The 18,319-nt window shown below is 58.3% G+C and carries 9 protein-coding genes and 4 tRNA genes; 10 read left to right on the forward strand and 3 right to left on the reverse strand.

Translation table 11 applies throughout. The annotated features are described in order from the left end of the window. Positions 1 to 101 precede the first annotated feature (101 nt). Complete coding sequence (gene pyrF, locus K0P33_RS10950) at positions 102 to 800, forward strand: orotidine-5'-phosphate decarboxylase (protein WP_094953668.1); 699 nt, start codon at positions 102 to 104, stop codon at positions 798 to 800. A gap of 782 nt (positions 801 to 1,582) precedes the next feature. Here pyrF and K0P33_RS10955 read toward each other — a convergent pair. Further along, positions 1,583 to 2,590: an NADP-dependent oxidoreductase gene (locus K0P33_RS10955; protein ID WP_242155208.1), complete on the reverse strand. Its 1,008-nt coding sequence runs from the start codon at positions 2,588 to 2,590 to the stop codon at positions 1,583 to 1,585. 228 nt (positions 2,591 to 2,818) lie between these two features. Between K0P33_RS10955 and K0P33_RS10960 the strand changes: the two genes are divergently transcribed. From K0P33_RS10960 to K0P33_RS10970, 3 genes are all read left to right on the forward strand, one after another. Next, positions 2,819 to 3,580, forward strand: coding sequence for an SDR family oxidoreductase (locus K0P33_RS10960; RefSeq protein ID WP_094952713.1), 762 nt, complete (start codon positions 2,819 to 2,821; stop codon positions 3,578 to 3,580). A 204-nt stretch (positions 3,581 to 3,784) separates the two neighbouring features. Further along, positions 3,785 to 5,197: a PLP-dependent aminotransferase family protein gene (locus K0P33_RS10965; protein WP_094952714.1), complete on the forward strand. Its 1,413-nt coding sequence runs from the start codon at positions 3,785 to 3,787 to the stop codon at positions 5,195 to 5,197. A gap of 114 nt (positions 5,198 to 5,311) precedes the next feature. Next, entirely contained in the window at positions 5,312 to 7,279 is a 1,968-nt protein-coding gene (locus K0P33_RS10970) for a methyl-accepting chemotaxis protein (protein WP_242155209.1), read from the forward strand. Between the two features lie 39 nt (positions 7,280 to 7,318). Here the strand turns inward: K0P33_RS10970 and K0P33_RS10975 are convergent, their stop codons facing one another. Further along, on the reverse strand, positions 7,319 to 8,131 hold the full coding sequence (locus K0P33_RS10975) for an alpha/beta fold hydrolase (RefSeq protein WP_242155210.1): 813 nt from the start codon (positions 8,129 to 8,131) through the stop codon (positions 7,319 to 7,321). 335 nt (positions 8,132 to 8,466) lie between these two features. Continuing rightward, on the reverse strand, positions 8,467 to 9,225 hold the full coding sequence (locus K0P33_RS10980) for a hypothetical protein (RefSeq protein ID WP_094952717.1): 759 nt from the start codon (positions 9,223 to 9,225) through the stop codon (positions 8,467 to 8,469). A 370-nt stretch (positions 9,226 to 9,595) separates the two neighbouring features. On the opposite strand from K0P33_RS10980, the gene K0P33_RS10985 reads away from it, so the two are divergent. The 6 genes from K0P33_RS10985 to gltS all read left to right on the forward strand — a co-directional run bounded on the left by K0P33_RS10985 (position 9,596) and on the right by gltS (position 18,245). Beyond that, a tRNA-Glu gene (locus K0P33_RS10985) sits at positions 9,596 to 9,671 on the forward strand. Between the two features lie 3 nt (positions 9,672 to 9,674). Next, positions 9,675 to 9,750, forward strand: a tRNA-Gly gene (locus tag K0P33_RS10990). 105 nt (positions 9,751 to 9,855) lie between these two features. Further along, positions 9,856 to 9,931, forward strand: a tRNA-Glu gene (locus K0P33_RS10995). Positions 9,932 to 9,934: 3 nt separating this feature from the next. Continuing rightward, positions 9,935 to 10,010, forward strand: a tRNA-Gly gene (locus K0P33_RS11000). Positions 10,011 to 10,456: 446 nt separating this feature from the next. Further along, positions 10,457 to 16,729, forward strand: a complete 6,273-nt coding sequence (locus K0P33_RS11005; RefSeq protein WP_242155213.1) for a hypothetical protein — start codon at positions 10,457 to 10,459, stop codon at positions 16,727 to 16,729. 304 nt (positions 16,730 to 17,033) lie between these two features. Further along, positions 17,034 to 18,245 (forward strand): sodium/glutamate symporter, encoded by a 1,212-nt coding sequence (gltS, locus tag K0P33_RS11010; protein WP_242155215.1) that lies wholly within the window; start codon positions 17,034 to 17,036, stop codon positions 18,243 to 18,245. Positions 18,246 to 18,319 lie beyond the last annotated feature (74 nt).

An 18,319-nucleotide genomic window follows, 5' to 3' on the forward strand; every position in this document is an offset into this window, starting at 1 on the left:
CGTAGCGCGGTTGGTCAGTATTTACCGATCATCGGATCCCGCAACGGCGCCGCTTGCGCTACAATCCGCGCCGATTTCGACTTGCCTGAGAGCCTATTCCAATGTCCGTCTGCCAGACTCCTATCATCGTCGCCCTGGATTACCCCACTCGTGACGCCGCACTGAAGCTAGCTGACCAGTTGGATCCCACGCTTTGCCGGGTCAAGGTTGGCAAGGAACTGTTCACCAGCTGCGCCGCCGAAATCGTCGGCACCCTGCGTGACAAAGGTTTCGAAGTATTCCTCGACCTGAAATTCCACGACATCCCCAATACCACTGCGATGGCGGTTAAAGCCGCTGCGGAAATGGGCGTGTGGATGGTCAATGTGCACTGCTCCGGCGGCCTGCGCATGATGAGCGCCTGCCGTGAAGTGCTGGAACAGCGTAGCGGGCCGAAGCCGCTGCTGATTGGTGTGACCGTGCTGACCAGCATGGAGCGTGAAGACTTGGCCGGCATCGGCTTGGATATCGAGCCTCAGGAGCAGGTATTGCGCTTGGCGGCCTTGGCGCAGAAGGCTGGCCTTGATGGTCTGGTGTGTTCGGCGCTGGAAGCCCAGGCCCTGAAGGCCGTGCACCCGTCGTTGCAGCTGGTGACCCCGGGGATTCGCCCGGCGGGCAGTGCGCAGGACGATCAGCGTCGCATTCTGACGCCGCGTCAGGCGTTGGACGCGGGTTCGGATTACTTGGTTATCGGTCGCCCGATCAGCCAGGCGGCGGATCCGGCGAAGGCGTTGGCGGCAGTGGTTGCTGAGATCGCCTGATTAGTGTGATTGAAAGTGGGCACGGTCAAGTGTGGGAGCTGGCTTGCCTGTGATGGCAACTGAAACGCCCAGTTCGCAGCATGGGGATCTGCGCAACACTTTGTGGTGCGCTGAGCCTGTGATGGGGTTAGGTAGATTGAGTACATATCCGTTGCTGCGGTAATGGCGGCTATGGGTTCCGCCCTTACGGCGGGTCACTTTTGGAAAAGAGCCCCAAAAGTAACCAAAAGGGCTCTTGCCCCACCACTCGGCACCTCGCTTAGGCTCGGTGTGCCCTCACTCCGGCTTTGGACCGTGGGCCGCCGCCATGGGCCATCCTTGGCCCATCGCGGCTAAACCGGCGTCCTGCCGGTTTACCCCCGCTCCAAAGCCTGCGTTCGGCCAGCGTGGTTTAACGGGGCGCCTAAGATCAAAAGCAAGAGCACGGCGGCCTAGTAGCCGACCTGAGTGGTTGAAGCAAAAGCAGGGCAAAAGCACAGCAGCACACTCTCTGTCTGATGTACCGAGATCCAACTGTGGGAGCGGGCTTGCTCGCGAAGGCGGTGGGTCAGTTACACATGAGCTGACTGATCCACCGCCTTCGCGAGCAAGACCGCTCCCACAATTTTGACCGAGTTTAGCTGCCAGCACTGCAGTGCTCTGCTTTTCTGTGGGAGCTGGCTTGTCGGATCGCCGCACCGCTGTGATGCAAGCACCTCGGTGTGTCAGGCATAACCAGCCGATGCCATCGCAGGCAAGCCAGCTCCCACATTGACCGTACCCACATTAGGTCTTGTGGTGTGTCAGCTGACCTTCAACACCAACTTCCCAAAGTTCTCGCCGTTGAACAGCTTCATCAACGTTTCCGGGAACGTCTCCAGACCCTCGACGATATCTTCCTTGCTCTTGAGCTTGCCCTGCGCCATCCAGCCGGCCATTTCCTGCCCGGCTGCGGCAAAGTTCGCCGCGTGGTCCATCACCACAAACCCCTCCATCCGCGCGCGATTGACCAGCAATGACAAGTAATTGGCTGGGCCTTTCACCGCTTCTTTATTGTTGTACTGGCTGATCGCACCGCAGATCACTACCCGCGCCTTCAACGCGAGACGGCTGAGCACGGCGTCGAGAATGTCGCCGCCGACGTTATCGAAATACACGTTCACGCCTTTGGGGCATTCGCGCTTGAGGGCGGCAGGCACGTCTTCGCTTTTGTAGTCGATGGCCGCGTCAAAGCCCAATTCATCCACCAGGAACTTGCACTTGTCGGCGCCGCCGGCAATGCCCACCACGCGGCAACCTTTGATCTTGGCAATTTGCCCGGCAATGCTGCCCACCGCGCCGGCGGCGCCAGAGATCACTACGGTTTCGCCAGCCTTGGGCGCGCCGGTGTCGAGCAGGGCGAAGTAAGCCGTCATGCCGGTCATGCCGAGGGCAGACAGGTAGCGCGGCAGCGGTGCGAGTGTCGGGTCGACCTTATAGAAGCCACGTGGCTCGCCGAGGAAATAATCCTGCACCCCCAGCGCACCGTTTACATAGTCGCCGACCGCAAATTTCGGGGTGTTGGAGGCAATCACCTTGCCCACGCCCAGCGCACGCATCACTTCACCAATGCCGACGGGCGGAATATAGGATTTGCCCTCGTTCATCCAACCGCGCATCGCCGGGTCCAGGGACAGGTATTCATTATGTACCAGCACTTGCCCTTCTCCAGGCGTGCCCACCGGCACTTCCTGGTAGGTGAAGGTCTCCCGCGTGGCCGCGCCGACCGGGCGTTTGGCAAGCAGGAACTGGCGGTTGGTCTGGGCAGTCATGGCAAGGACTCGTTGGAAATGGACCTTAAGTGATAGACCTGCAATGGCCTGAGGGCAAGGTTATGCGAGGGGCGCGAATGCCCGCCGATAGGCCTGGCTGATAGTGGCGCGGGGCGCCTTATCACTGCCATTCATGCAGCGCTCACTGGCCTTCTGATAGTGCTGACGCACCGGTGCTGGCGTTGGCTAGACTCGCGCCACGGCTATTTCTTGCATAGGACATCCCCCATGAGCATGACGTTTTCCGGCCAGGTCGCCCTGGTAACCGGCGCCGCCGCCGGTATTGGCCGCGCCACCGCGCTGGCGTTCGCCGCAGAAGGCTTGAAAGTAGTGGTTGCCGACCTGGACGTGGCAGGCGGCGAGGGCACGGTTGCGCAGATCTTGCAGGCCGGGGGCGAGGCGCTGTTTGTACGCTGCAATGTCACGCAGGAAGCGGACGTGCAGCAGTTGATGGCACAGACGGTTGCCGCCTATGGTCGCCTGGACTATGCCTTCAACAACGCTGGGATCGAGATCGAAAAGGGCAAGCTGGCCGACGGCAGCCTGGATGAGTTCGACGCCATCATGGGGGTTAACGTCAAAGGTGTGTGGCTGTGCATGAAGTATCAGTTGCCGCTGCTGCTGGCCCAGGGCGGCGGGGCGATCGTCAACACCGCCTCGGTGGCGGGGTTGGGGGCGGCGCCGAAGATGAGCATTTATGCTGCGTCCAAACACGCCGTGATCGGCCTGACCAAATCGGCGGCCATTGAGTACGCGAAGAAGAAAATCCGTGTGAATGCGGTGTGCCCGGCGGTGATCGACACGGATATGTTCCGCCGTGCCTATGAAGCCGACCCGCGCAAGGCCGAGTTTGCCGCGGCCATGCACCCGGTCGGGCGCATTGGCAAGGTCGAGGAAATCGCCAGCGCCGTGCTGTACCTGTGCAGCGACGGTGCCGCGTTCACCACAGGCCAGGCGCTGGCAGTGGACGGGGGCGCAACCGCGATCTAAGACACCACGCCACTCCTTATTCGAAAAGGGTAGGGAGCGCTGTGGGGCGTTTCCATGGCTGGCACAAGGCCTCGTCAGAATGTGTATCAGCAGGTAAATAACTTAATAAAATCAATACTTTAATAAAAGTTTGCGACCGGCGGGGTCAAGCTTCTGTGCTTAACTGTTTGGGGTTGAATAACAGACAGTTGAAGTGAGTGGCTCATGGATTTAGGCATCGATCGACAAGCCCTTGTACCGGTAGTGCAGCAAATCGTCAGCGCGGTGGCGCAATGGATTCGCACGAGCGGGGCGAGCCCTGGCACACGTTTGCCATCCATCCGGCAATTGGCCCTCGACAACCTGCTCAGCCAATCCAATGTGATCGAGGCGTTCGAGCGAATGGTGGCTCAGGGTCTGTTGGTGTCAAAACAGGGCTCGGGATATGTGGTGGCCCAGCCGCCGCTGTGCGTTGAAAGCCACTGGTATGAAGGTGCGGAGCTCGGCTGGGGCGCCTATGTGGATGGCCCGTTGGGCGAGTTGAAGTTGGGTTGCGGCTGGTTGCCGGACACCTGGCGTGAAAGCGATGACATTTGTTACGCCATACGCGAAATCAGCCGAACCGACACCGCCGGCCTGTTCAACTACAGCACACCGCTGGGGCTGCCGGCGTTACGTGAGCAACTGCTCAAACGGCTGACCCAGAGGAAGGTGGTCACCCGTCTTGATTGCATCCTCACCACCCACGGCGCCAGCCACGCTCAGGACCTATTGATACGCACGCTACTCAAGTCTGGCGACACGGTGGTGGTCGAGACCCCGGGCTATGCCAACCTCTATCGTCAGTTGGAGCGCCACGGGGTCACGCTGCTGGAGGTCCCGCGTACCGTGGGTGGCCCGGACATCCGGGTGCTGGAAACGCTGCTGCAAAGCCACCGGCCCAAGTGCCTGTTCATCAATTGCCTGTATCACAACCCCACCGGCACCAGCTTGTGTCGCGGAGTGGCCGAGCGCCTGTTGGAGTTGGCGCACAGCGAAGACTTCCTGATTGTTGAAGAGGACGTCTACGGCGATTTGCAGCACGCCAGTTGCACACGACTGTCCGCGCTGCCACATGAGGGGCGGGTGATCTATATTTCGAGTTTTTCCAAAACCCTCAGCAGTGCCTTGCGGGTGGGGTATCTCAGCGCCAGTGCGGCGATTATCACGCAACTGGCTACGCTCAAGACGCTGACAGGCATCGGCACCTCGCGGTTTGCCGAAGCGGTGGTCACTACGCTGTTGACCAACGGCACCTACCGCAAGTGGGTGCAGCGCCTGCGGAAGCGCTTGAACACGCAGATGGCAGCGACCTTGCAGGTGCTGGAAGACGAGGAGTGGGAGGTGTTTGCCGTGCCCGCCGGGGGCATGTTTGTGTGGGCTCGGCCTGGCGTGGGCGACCGCTCCCGGTTGCAGGCGTGCGCGCGGCGGCTGTGCATTTTGTTGTCGCCCGGCGCGCTGTTCAGCCCCAAGGGCGAACACAGTGACTGGCTGCGTATCAATGTGGCCTATGCTGCTGATCAGCGGGCGTTGGCGTTGTTCCGTGCCATGGGTCCTGCCAGATCGACCTCGACCATTCTGAAAACGACGAACATGTAGCTTTTTGCCATTATTGTGGCGTCAGCGTCTTGTGCAGGTAGCCCGTCGTTGCGAATCTCGCAACATGGAAACCTGGCTTGATGGCATCCGCCATTGCAAGAGGATTCAACTGCAATGATTTCGGCCGTGCAACGACGTTTCGCCAACCTCGGTATGGCGAAAAAACTGGGCTTGGGCTTCACCTTGGTGCTGCTGCTGACGGCGTTGGTGGCGGCCATTGGCGTGTGGTCCCTGCAAACCGTTGGCCAGCGTTTTGAGGGCCTCAAGGCGATGTCTTCGCTTAACAGTGGCCTGCTGAAAGTGCGTCTGATTGAGCAGGACTATGCGCTGCACGCCGACCCCAAGGCCGTCGAGGCCCTGCACGAGAGCGTCGACGCTTTGGCCGTCCTGGCCGCCAGCCTCAAAACCCAATCTGCCGCCAATGTGCCGGTCATGAGCGAAGTCGAGCAGGCGCTGGCCGCGTACCGCAAGGCGTTCGATGAATTTGTCGAGCTGACCCAGACCAAGGACCTGGCCCTGGAAATGGCCAGTTGGTCGGTGTCCAGCGTGGCCAATAACCTTGACGTGCTGCAGGCGGGCCTGGCCGACGATGGCGCCTATGGCCTCAAGGAAAGCCAGGGCAAGGACGGCGCCGAGTTTATCGAGCAGGCGGGGCAGGTCGGCCAGGTGTCGCGGTTGATGTTGCAAGCGATGAACGAAGCGCAGGTGCGCCTGGACCAGAGTCGCAAGGCTGATGCAGACAACGCCGAGCAGGGCAAGATTGAGCAGGCCGACCAGGCCTTGGCTCAGGTCGAGCAGCTGAAAACCTCGGTCAAGGATGCGGGTTACCAGACCGTGCTCAACGAAGTGTCCGGGCATATCGCCGCGTTCAGCGAAAAACTCGGCGAGTACACCGGGCTGCTGGCCCAGGAAAAAGTCGTCTACAAGCAATTGCACGACCGCGCCGACCAAGTGGTCAGCCGGGTCAACCAGGCGTATGACGCTGAAGACCAGTCGATGCAGGCGCAATTGAAGAAAAGCGCGCTGCTGATCATCGGCTCGTCAGCCTTGGCGCTGTTGGTGGGTTTGATCGCGGCGTGGGTGATCACACGCCTGATCGTGGCGCCGCTGCGCAGTGTGATCGCCGTGGCCCAGCAGATTGCTGCCGGTGACCTGAGCGGGCGCATGGAAGTCAGCCGCCGTGATGAGATCGGCCAGTTGATGCAGGCGATGCAACAGATGGGCGGCGGCCTGAGCCAGATGGTCAGCGGGTTGCAGGCGGGCATCGAACAACTGGCGAGTTCGGCGCATTCACTCTCCAGCGTCACCGAGCAGACCAACGTCGAAGTCAGCAGCCAGAAGGAAGAGACCGAGCAGGTCGCCACGGCGATGAACCAGATGACCGCCACGGTGCATGACGTGGCGCGCAACGCCGAAGAGGCCGCGCAAGCCGCGCAGACCGCCGATGACAAGGTCGACAGCGGCCAGCAGGTGGTGCGTCAGAGCCTGCAGCGGATTGAATTGCTCGCGACCTCCAGCAGCAGTGCCAGCGCCAGTATCGAAAGCCTCAGCGCGGAAATCCAGAACATCGGCACCGTGCTGAGCGTGATCAAGAGCGTGGCCGAGCAGACCAACTTGCTGGCCCTCAACGCAGCGATCGAAGCCGCCCGCGCCGGCGAGCAAGGTCGAGGGTTTGCGGTGGTGGCCGATGAGGTGCGGGCGCTGGCCAAGCGCACGCAGCAATCGACCGAGGAAATCGAGCGGCTGGTGAGTACGTTGCGCAGCGCGGCACAGTCGTCGGTGCAGCAGATCCAGCAGAGTGGCGAACTGGTGAAGCTGGCGGTCCGTGATGCGCTGGAAACCGAGAGCGCGTTGGGCAGCATCGCGGCCGCGGTGTCATTGATCCAGCAGATGAACCAGCAGATTGCCGCGGCAGCCGAGGAGCAAAGCTCGGTGGCCGAAGAAATCAACCGCAGCGTCACCTGTATTCGGGCGAGCGCCGATCAATCGGCGTTGAGCATGCAGGGCAATGCCGCCTCGAGTATCCAGCTGGCGCAATTGGGCGCGGAGCTCAAGGGTATGGTCGGGCACTTCCGCCTTTGATCGCAGCGTGCCCGCCGCGACCAAAGGGCAGGGGAGCGATCAGGCGTGGTTGGCGAGGAAGGTCAACAGCGCTTCATTGACGAAGTCTGGGTTTTCCCGCGAGGCGATATGCCCCGCTTCTGGAATCAGCGTCAGGCTGCAGCCAATCAGTTCGGCCATTTCCTGGGATTCAGCGGGGGGCCGAGGCTTGTCCTGCTCGCCGCACATCACCCAGGTGGTGTCGGCGTCCAGGCGGGGCAGTTGGTCCAGAATGCTCGCGCGGCTGAAGATCAAGCGGCCCAAGGGCACGATGCTGTGCAACAGGCGTTCCTTGGGGAAATCTTGCAGCGCCTGGCGATAACCTTGGTACAGCGCTGATTCGCGGTCGATGCCCGGGCGGAAAAAGATCGGTGCGATCACATCCAGCAACGGCGCAGGGATCGCACCGGCGTCTTCGATCATCTTGAACAGCGAGAAGTAGTACTGGCGTGTGGCCTCGGGTTCGGCACCAAGGTAGGTGTCCATCATTACCAGGCTGTTGATGCGCTCCGGTGCCAGTAGCGCCAGCCGCGCGCCCCACATGCCGCCAACAGACAGGCCGACCAGGTTGATTTGCGCGATGTCGAGCTGATCCAGCAACGCCAGGGTTTGGCGCGCGAGGTCATCCAGGGACTGAGTTTGCGCCGGCAGCGGGCCGGACTCACCGTGGCCCCACAGCTCGGGAACGATTACGCGGTACTGTTGCGACAGGGCTTCAATTTGCGGGGCCCACATGTCGCGGTCCCACAGGTAACTTGAACCCAGCAGGACGACCGGGCCGGTGCCCTGGTCGACATAGTGCAGCGGTTGTCCATCAATCACGGCAACAGGCATAGCAGGCCTCTAACTTCACGGAGTGAGGGCCACTTTTTTACGCTAGTCGGGGGCGGGGGGATAGGTGCAAAGTGATGGCATGTTGTGGCAAGGCGTTTGTCTGTAGCGAATGAATAAGTGATGGCGAGCAGGCGTTCTGTGGCGAGCGGGCTTGCCCCGCGTTGGGGCGCGAAGCGGCCCCCGTAAGGTACCTGCGTTTTTCCAGGTAAACCGCAGTGACAGGTTTCAGGGCTGCTGCGCAGCCCAACGCGGGGCAAGCCCGCTCGCCACGACACGCCCGTTTACTTCAGCGAGGCGGCCTCTACAACAAGCCCGGTCTGCCACAGCCCATCTGATCAGTCGTAGATGGCTTTCTTTTTCCATTCGGCGTCGGCGTCGACGGCTTTCAGGCCTTCGGTCAATTCATTGACTTCGTCGTCAGCCGGCTGGTTGTTGGTCAGCACCGTGGAGTTGGCGCGGACCAGTTGGCTTTCCAGCAGTTGCAATTGCGCACTGTAGAGCACCGGCTCCGGCTGTTTGCGCAAGTACTGTACGCCGCGCTCGAATGCCAGGCGCGCCTGGCCAGGCTGGCCTTGTTGCAGAGCGTGCTGACCGAGGTTGTTGAAGAACTCGATGTGCAGCAGCACCAGAATATGGCGAATTTCCTTGATCCAGTGCTTGGCTTCGTTGGTCGGCAGAAAACCGTCCTGGGCGGCACGCGTGACTTGGCCGTGCAGGGCTTCAAGCAGAAAACGCACGTCTTTGGCCTTGGCTTCGGTCTGGATCGGCGCGGGTGGGTTGGCTACCGGAATCGATTCGCCTTGGCCGATCAGTGCGTTCAATTCAGCGATACGCGCCTTGAGCGCCGCGCTGGACTTGTTGAGGTTCAACAGGCGCTGGTTGACGTTGAGTTCCAGGCGGGTCAACAACAGTTTGAGCTTCGGGGTCATCAACTGGCCGGGGAATGTCTCGGTGATTTCACCGCAACGACGCAGCCGATCGTTAAGCTCGATCACGGTACGCTGCTTTTCCAGTTTGTTGTTTTCCACCACGTGGTTCATGTAGCCAATGGCGATCAGTATTACGATCCCGGCTATTACCAGCAGGGTGATCATGAGTGGTGTCACCGGTGTGACCTCTTTATAGGGTTTGCTGTGGAGTGTAGTGACTGTGCCATCCGGCGGATAGGGCTGTTCGACCAGTTGCCCAGGTAGTTTCTTCTATATAGGTAAGCATTTAGCGCATGGATGCACATTGCCACCATTTGCCGGGGCGAACTATAGCGCCTTGTCGGACGCCAGAATATAGGCGTCAAAGCCTGGACAGACACACTGCCCGCAAAGGCCTGGAAAGCACGGCGAAGTCATTGATTTAAATAAATTTATCCTTGGGGGTTGACGACCTTTCAATCCATCCATAGAATGCGCGCCACTTACAGCGTAAAGCACACAGCGAAACGCGGTAGGGAGTGAATGTTGTACGTGTGTCCCCTTCGTCTAGTGGCCTAGGACACCGCCCTTTCACGGCGGTAACAGGGGTTCGAGTCCCCTAGGGGACGCCATATGCGGGAATAGCTCAGTTGGTAGAGCACGACCTTGCCAAGGTCGGGGTCGCGAGTTCGAGTCTCGTTTCCCGCTCCAATTTTTAAGCAGTGTTGCCCTCGGGTGGCATTGAGTGAAACCAGGGTCAAGTCTTCGGATGAGGCCTCTGGGCACTGAAATACACACCATGTGTTTCAGTAGCGTGTCCCCTTCGTCTAGTGGCCTAGGACACCGCCCTTTCACGGCGGTAACAGGGGTTCGAGTCCCCTAGGGGACGCCATTTGCGGGAATAGCTCAGTTGGTAGAGCACGACCTTGCCAAGGTCGGGGTCGCGAGTTCGAGTCTCGTTTCCCGCTCCATATTTAACGAAAACGCCGATCAGCAATGATCGGCGTTTTTGTTTGTGCTGCTTTTTTATCCGCGAAGCGCATCAGGCGTGCAAGTTTGGTTGTGAAGCGTGCAGGGCTGGCGTGACTGCGACATACGGGGTTGTATGGCTATGCCACATGACAGGCTGGCAGGCGGGCACCGTCATATCGCACGTATGAGTGTTATTTTTCCTATCGCATGAAGTAGGGAATTGTTGAGGGTTATGTAGGAGCTGTGTCCACACCCTTAGGCGTGACCCCGTGGGCACGGGGTAAAGCATTGAAGCGACAGGTGCAGGACATCTTTAGTCGAGAAACCCAGCTCGTTTGTCGCCTGTGTGGAGTGGTAATTATCTCCTGTGCGAATTATCAGCAGGGAGGCTGTGAATCAAGCATTCAGAGTTGTTCCTCCTTCCTATTCCACGGTAGTCAAGCCAATGATTTCTACTCAATACCCTAGGACGTTTATTCAGAATGCCCTTGATAACGTGCCGAAAACGCCTGCTCTGGCAAAGCCTGAAGAAGCCGCAAAACCATCGCAGGCTGGCAAGTCTCAACAAGAGGCGGGCACTGCCGCCCGAGGGGCGAGCCGGCGGACGGTAACGGGGCCAGAATCACAGGCAATGCCGCAACTTGAACAACAAGCATCGGCGCCCGAGGGCAAGCCGGCGCGCCCCCCACTGTCATTGCGCGAGCATGCAATAACGCGCCTGAAGCGCTCTTTTGCAGATTCGGATCAAACCCTGACCTTGCCCGGTACCGTGAGCGATATCGATACCGTCAAGCCCCCGGCGTTGACCCAGGCGCAAATCGCAGGTGACAGCGAGCTTGCGCAAATCTTCAGCCCAATGTTGACGCGGGTCGTAGGCCTTTCGCAGAAGACTCCTGAGATTGTGGGTGAGCTGCCAAAAGACGCGACGTTCACTTCTTGGTGGGGGCACTTTTACGACACGTTCCAAAGCCCTGACTATAAGGAATGGGCCAAGAACATTGGGCTGGATACCTCTACGGTGGTCTACTCGCCCAAAGACGGCAGCCTCAGTGGGCAGGTCAATGGCCAGCAAAAGAGTTTCCAGCCCGGTGATGACTCCGGCTGGACACAAGTGGCGGCTCCCATCTGGGCCGCCAGTGAAATCGTTGCCCCGCATACCACCGCCATCAGCACTGACAGCACGTTCAAGCGCGATGCAGCCCCCTTCGAAGCGATTGCTGACTTTTATGGCGAGCCGCTCGATGTCACACCGCAAGTGGCGCGAACACGGGCTGATCAGATTTTTCAAAGCAAAGCATTTGCACCCCTCGACCCCAATGATCCATCCAGGCAACCCGCTGATCGCACCCCGCACAGCCTCAAGCTCCATCACCATGCACTCACCCGGTATCGCGCTGAATATGCTGCGCGAAAAACGGGTGACGGTATGTTGGCCATCCACTATGCGGATGGGCTGCGCAGCACGCCTGCCGGTACGCAGATAGCGTTGCCGCAGACGTCTGAGCTCAAGGCCTGGTGGCAGCACTTTTACACGGCCTTCCAAGACCCGGCCTATGTCGATTGGGCACAACAAAAAGGCTTTGATCGAAGCTCGGCCGTTTTTTCCGCGGTGGACGGCAGCCTCAGTGGGCTGGTTAATGGCAAGCTGACAAGCTTCACCCAACACGATGATTCAGGCTGGGCCAAAGTCTGCGCATTTATCTGGGACGCCGCGAAGGTTGTAGCCCCCGGTGTTGATGCCATACGCACCGGTTCTACGTTCAATAGCAACGCTGCTCCCCCTGAAATCATTGCCGCCTTTTATGGTGAGCGGCACAACCTGTCCCCGCAAGACGCTCTGAACCGCGCGGCTGAGTTAAGTAGCACTGGAACATTTACGCCGCTTGCGGCGAGTAGCACCCCAGGACGGCTGGCTGCTCGCTCCCAGGTGGCGTTAGAGGCTCAGCAGGGCGCACTCACTGCCCATCAGCAGCATTATGCTAAACAGCAGGCAATGGCAGCAGGCGACATCGAGCTCGCGGGCTACTACCGCACTGATTTGCTGTCTGCGCGGGCCGGACACTACCGTGCCAGCGTCTATACGTCGGGCATTCCCCAAGCATCCAGTTTCGGCCAAGCCTGGCATCATTTCTACAACACGCTCCAAAGCCAGGACTATCTCGATTGGGCGAACAAGACTGGTATTGACCCTTCCACGGTGACCGTCTTCCCTCAAGATGGCGGCCTCTCTGCGAGGAAAAATGGCGAATTAATACGATTTACCCAAACTGATAATTCCGGCTGGGCTCAGGTGTCCGGGCCTATATGGAAAGCTGCGATAACCGTCGCGCCTCAAATCCAGGCTCTGAGCGCCAAGCCTCCCTTCAGTGCCGATACGGCGCCCTTTGAAGTCATTGCCGACTTCTATGGTGAGCAACACGACATTACCCCAAGCCAAGCTAACGCCCGGGCTGCACAATTCGGCACCCCCCCGACGTTCGTCCCGCTTGATCCCAATGACCCATTGCGGCCGCCTGCCCTGAGGAGCCTGGCGGGGATTGAACAGCAGCGCCAGGAGCTCCTTGAGTCTCGTCAACACTATGGCGTGCAGGCCGCCGCCGACAGCGAGTTAGCCGTTCGTTATGGAGCAATGCTGAAGTATGCACGAGCAGGTGAAACGCCTCTTGAAGCCCAGATAGCGGACATTTCCCCCAACTCAGAGTTTGGTCGCTGGTGGCAGCAACTATATGCCGCGTTCCAGGCCCCGGAATATGTGGACTGGGCTAAGAGAAACGGTATCGAAATGGCTACGGCGAGTTTCTCTCCCAAAGACGGAACACTCTCGGCCAACGTCAATGGGAAACTCACGACGTTCACTCAAGCGCAAAACCCCGAATGGGCCTACATCTCGCAGCCTATATGGGCTGCCGCAAAGGTTGCCGCACCCAAGGCGTCCGCGATCCACACGGATAAGGCGTTTAAGCCCAACAGTGTGCCGTTTGCGCGCGTGGGCGAGTTCTATGGAGAAAACCCTGAGCTCACTGGGGCGGCGGCCATGGCTCGCGCCACAGCACTCGCCGCCAGCAAAAGCTTTACAGACGACGATCTCGACAACCCTTTGCGGCGGCCGATGGACCGCACCCAGGCCGCTTTGCAAGCCCAGCAGTTGGCGCTGCTGGACCGTTATGACGACGACAGGGCACGCAAAGCGGGTGACAGCGAGCTGGCCGTTTCGTATGCCAACGGGCTCTTGACGGGGCTGACAGGGGTTGCCAGGAGGGACCTCTCTGTGCCTGTGCCTGCCGGATCTACCTTCGGACAATGGTGGCGCCACTTCAATGACGCGCTCCAAAGCCCGGATTTTCTCGCCTGGGTAAAAGAGAACCGTTTGGACCCGACCCAGCTGACCTTTGACCCTGAAAAGGCGCAGCTAGTGGCCAAGGTTGACGGCAAAGAGGTGACGTTCTCCCAGCATGACCGTTCAGGCTGGGCGCAGGTCTCGGGGCCGATACTTCATGTGGGTAAGCTGTTGTTAGGGCGACACCGAAAACTCATAGACCTGACCCAACTCGATAAAAAAAATGCGCCTCTTTTGGTCGTTGAGCAGTTCTATGGCGAACGTTCGCTTTTGCGTGCCCCAGCAATCCAGCAGCGTGCTTTAGAACTGCAAGCACGCAAAGCGTTTGAGGCGCCGGTGCAAGTTGTTGCGCGTTCATCGCAAGCGCTGGGCACCCAACGACAAACGCTCGCCGATGCCGCCGATAAACACCACCTTCTTGTAGCGTTGCGTGCCGTGTATGAGGAGGCGAAGAAAGACCCGAAGATCGACATTTCAGCCCGTTTAAAAGACACGGATATGGAGGTTGAACCCGACTCCTCGTTCAGCAACTACAACGACATGGGCCTGGAGGATCAAACCAGCCTGCATGGTTTCCTTTCCAACAGTGGCGTGTCTGTGCCGACAAATCTGGCGCAACTGGCGAACATGATCGCCGTACTCGACAACCCATTGCCGGCCCCTCCTGCAAACGGCAACTTCTGGGGCCTGATGTCGCGCTCGCAACCGCTAAGTAACCTGCAGAAAACAGGTATCCAAGACATCAGCCGCTTAGAGACCCAGGCTCTGGGGGCCAAGGAAGGTGGGCTGTTCAATGCGTTTGCCCAGAAGAACAGCGGCCTTATTACCCCCATAGACCCGCAGTTGCGACCAGGCCAGTCCAATCCGGAGGCAATGCTTGCACGTTTAGTCGCAAGCCCAGAGGCCCAGGCATTAGGCCAAAAACTGGAAGCCTCGCTTAACGATGTTTCCCCTGCGAGTAGCGTCAATGAGCGGGTGCTGGCTGCTTTGGTGCTTGACCTTGACCCCGGCGCCGGCACAAAGCGCAATCACGTGGCGGGATTTGATCTGGCAAGCAGTGCCAACTGGGGGCATACACCCGCCACCATTTTCCCGCGCCTGGTGGACCACTTGGTAACCCACAAAAAAATCCAGCGCGAGATAGCCCCGGCTGCAGCGAATTTACTGTTGGCAGGCGCCGCGCCAGAGTTCCTCCTAAAAGGACTTCCTGGCGACTTGCGATACGGCTCCCATACCTGGGCCAGCCTGAGCGCCGCTGTTTCCCGCATAGAGCAGGATAGCCCGGGGGCAAGCCGCAGAATGACCTTCGAGCAGGTCATGATTTACGGCAATACCGTGTCGGTTACACCGGAGTCGGCGCTCGCCGAGGGCAAGGCGCAAGAGAATGCTGCTGTCGACTGGGCTGTCACTAAAGGGGTTATTGAAAAAAATGACACCGGGCTTTACTCCGCCGCACAGGCCACAACTGCAGTAGACGCTTTCAATAAGGTGATAGAAGAGTCGACTAAACACGCCGATGCTTTCACTAAACCTATTCCGTCGCAGCAGGAGACGGCCTTACGGATTCTGAAACAAACGTATGGCCGTCAATATGATTACACCACACCCGTTGCGCGCATCACGACCCAAGAGGCGGACGATAGCCAACTTCACTCTGCGGTGGACCTCTACATAGAAGATAAGCTGGGCTCGGTACAAAAAACCGGCCAAGGTGTGGGGGTTGAAATTGGTCACGGTCAGTATATTTCTAATGCAACAGCGTTGCCTAAAGCAAAGGTGGAGTTTGATAAAGAATTCGATAAGTATCGAAACAATGCGCTGGCTGCACTGAAGTATTCCATCGAGCAAACCATTTCAACGCTTCCGCTGGAAGAACAAAAAAGGCTGCAAACCAACAAGATTGATATCTATGCGCTGCATCAAGTAGACCCGCAGAGTCCACCCGCTTTCGTAGAGGGCAAGCAATCCGATTCGCCTGCACGACTGGGCGTGATTATAAAAGTCCATGGCAAAACTGTGCGAGATAACGCTACGCTCTATGAATATTTCCCTTTGCGAGGCGTGTTTCGAAAGCGCGATGACATCGATAATAACTTTCCTTATATCAACACGCCCCGCCGGCAAGATGAGACCTTTGGGGCAGGGGCCTTTCGTGATCTCACCGACGGTATTCCGTTAAATATTGATTACAGCGCCTACAGCGTTGGCAGTCAGCCGCAAGACGGAAAGATATCGCATAATATTCGTATTGAGCCGATTGTATCCGGAAAACCCGTCAGCGTTAGTCAAACCAAGCAAGCGATGGCTAACTATATTTCTCGTTCAATAGGCGATTTTGTATTCGATAAAAAATTCTGGCGCGCAGAGAGCAGTGTTGAAACCGAGCGAAAGGCTATCGTTGCCCGATTGGAATGGATGAGAAAGGCCTATATTCCCGGCATGAATACGTTTGAGGAGTTCAAACAGAACGGCAACACCGGCGCGGCCCAGTTCTCATTGGTGACGGATATTTTTGGTTTTGCCTTTCCTGTGGGCAGAGGGGGCGTTCAGGCTGCGAAACTGACCGGCCGTTTGGGAAGTAAACTGTTCAATGGCTCTAAAACCGTGGCCAAGAGCGCAGTAAATGGTTTGAAGCCTGCCACGGGCTTCAGCAATCTAATGATGCGCGCCCCAAGAGGAATATCGTCAGGTGTCAACTCAGTCCGGACGACGGTTATCAATCCTCGTGCCGCCGCCACCGCCAATACGGCTTCTACCCAAGTACCTCCAAGGGTCAACACTGTTTCAAACTTTACGCCGGTGATCGATGGGTCATTACTGACATTTGAAAATACGACGAAGAGTGGTTTGACTCGGCTGAATATTGTCTTGCACGGAGAAAATATCCCGCTCTACAAACGCGTCCTGGGTATCTATGATACGCCGGTGTCCGGGGTGATCAACGGTCAGCCAGCTAAGCCAATGGATCTATTAAGGGAGTTGCACAAAGCCGGCATTAACCCTGCGGATAAAACAAAATATGATAAGGTCAGGCTCCTGATGTGTAACTCCGGGAATGGGGGGAGAGGTGGGATCTCTTTTGCTGAAAATTTTAATCACCTCATTGGGGATAGGCCCCTAAAAGCATTCAAAGGAACCGTAGGCGCCTCCACACGTTACGCCCCTGAAGGGTTTGTGCAAGCTGTGAAGGACTTGGAGATCGAGGCTATAAAGCGAGGCTTTAACCCTGCGCTTGCGCGCACGGCCGCTATTGCAAGCTATAATCGAGGAATAGTACTGTTGAGGGTTCAAAAAACAAATCCATTCAGCCTGAATCCACGCAGTCCTGATTACAATCGGACTAAGTATTTAACGTTTGTCTACAAGCCGGTGCATTATTAATGTGGTAATGGCATTGATTTTCGGTTTTAGGCTGCTTCCAAGTAACACAGTGGCACGCCTTGGAGGTCCTGTGTTACTGACCTTCTAATCAACTATAATCGCTCTGTTTAACGATAACGCCGATCCGTGATGATCGGCGTTTTTGTTCAGGCTGCTTTTTTATCCAGCGCAACCACCCACGGTGTAAGCGCTGTGGCTAAATGCGTAGGAATAGTCTGTAATAATTATTGGGTAGCTGTTTACCTGTCCCGCTGTCTCTACTCTGGCCTGCCCATTCTCCTCGTTCACTTCAGAGAACTCCCAGATGCTGCAACTCGATGTCTATTCAACCCTGGTCGCCGCCTCCCTGGTGCTGCTGCTGGGGCGCTGGTTGGTGGCTCACATCGGCTTTTTACGCGCCTACAGTATTCCGGAGCCGGTCGCCGGTGGTTTATTAGTTGCCGCGTTGCTGGTGGCACTGCGTGCACTGGCGGGTACCGAAGTTCGCTTCGACCCTTCATTGCAAGCCCCGTTAATGTTGGCGTTTTTCGCCACCATTGGCCTGAATGCGGACTTTGCCAGCCTTAAGAAAGGTGGCCGGGTACTGGGCGTTTTCCTGCTGGTCGTGACAGCGCTTTTAGTGGTGCAAAACGCCATGGGCATCGCCTTGGCCAAAGCGTTGGGGCTCGACCCGTTGATGGGCTTGCTCGCCGGTTCGATCACGTTGTCGGGCGGGCACGGCACTGGCGCGGCGTGGGGGGCGGTGTTTAGTGAGAAGTATGGCGTGGCCTCCGCGTCTGAGCTGGCCATCGCGTCAGCGACCTTTGGCCTGGTGTTGGGTGGTTTGATTGGCGGCCCGGTTGCGCGCCTGCTCATCAAGCGTGTGCAGGTACCTGGCGCTGAACAATCGCAACCGCGCATGCCCAAAGGCTTTGAACAGCCCAATCAGGAGCGCATGATCACCGCGTTCTCGTTTATCGAGACACTGGCCCTGCTGGCGATCAGCCTGCAAGTCGGCACCTTCCTGAGTGGTTTTATCCAAGGTACCGCCTTCGAGTTGCCGACCTTTGTGTGCGTGTTGTTCGTCGGTGTGGTGTTGCGCAACGGCTTGTCGGCACTGGGCTGGCACCAAGTGTTCGAGCGGGAAGTCTCGCTGCTGGGCAATGTCAGCCTGTCGTTGTTCCTGGCAATGGCCTTGATGTCGCTCAAGCTCTGGGATTTGGCGGCCCTCGCGTTGCCGATTGTGATCTTGTTGGCGGCGCAGGCGTTGTTGATGGCCCTGTTCGCAATCTTCGTGACATTCCGGGTCATGGGCAGCAACTACGATGCGGCGGTATTGGCGGCGGGGCACTGCGGTTTTGGGCTGGGCGCCACGCCCACCGCGATTGCCAACATGCAGGCGGTGACGCAACGCTTCGGCCCCTCGCCAATTGCCTTTCTGGTGGTGCCGATGGTGGGGGCGTTCTTCATCGATATCACCAATGCGGTAGTGATCAAGTTGTACTTGGCGCTGCCTTTTTTGGGCGCGGCGGGCTAAGCCTGCCTCTACAGCCGTACCGTGCTCTTCTGTGCGCCGCCGGTCGCTGTGGCGCAACCGGCCGGGCCCGCGCT

This window comes from Pseudomonas sp. ArH3a, assembly GCF_022648765.1.
Classification (GTDB): domain Bacteria; phylum Pseudomonadota; class Gammaproteobacteria; order Pseudomonadales; family Pseudomonadaceae; genus Aquipseudomonas.

What these genes read in the sequence shown, in the direction of transcription:
- K0P33_RS11005 (WP_242155213.1), top strand. Translation starts at nt 10,457, where the DNA reads ATGATTTCTACTCAATACCCTAGGACGTTTATTCAGAATGCCCTTGAT.
- K0P33_RS10965 (WP_094952714.1), top strand. Translation starts at nt 3,785, where the DNA reads ATGGATTTAGGCATCGATCGACAAGCCCTTGTACCGGTAGTGCAGCAA.
- K0P33_RS10975 (WP_242155210.1), bottom strand. Translation starts at nt 8,131, where the DNA reads ATGCCTGTTGCCGTGATTGATGGACAACCGCTGCACTATGTCGACCAG.
- K0P33_RS10955 (WP_242155208.1), bottom strand. Translation starts at nt 2,590, where the DNA reads ATGACTGCCCAGACCAACCGCCAGTTCCTGCTTGCCAAACGCCCGGTC.
- gltS (WP_242155215.1), top strand. Translation starts at nt 17,034, where the DNA reads ATGCTGCAACTCGATGTCTATTCAACCCTGGTCGCCGCCTCCCTGGTG.
- pyrF (WP_094953668.1), top strand. Translation starts at nt 102, where the DNA reads ATGTCCGTCTGCCAGACTCCTATCATCGTCGCCCTGGATTACCCCACT.
- K0P33_RS10970 (WP_242155209.1), top strand. Translation starts at nt 5,312, where the DNA reads ATGATTTCGGCCGTGCAACGACGTTTCGCCAACCTCGGTATGGCGAAA.
- K0P33_RS10980 (WP_094952717.1), bottom strand. Translation starts at nt 9,225, where the DNA reads ATGATCACCCTGCTGGTAATAGCCGGGATCGTAATACTGATCGCCATT.
- K0P33_RS10960 (WP_094952713.1), top strand. Translation starts at nt 2,819, where the DNA reads ATGAGCATGACGTTTTCCGGCCAGGTCGCCCTGGTAACCGGCGCCGCC.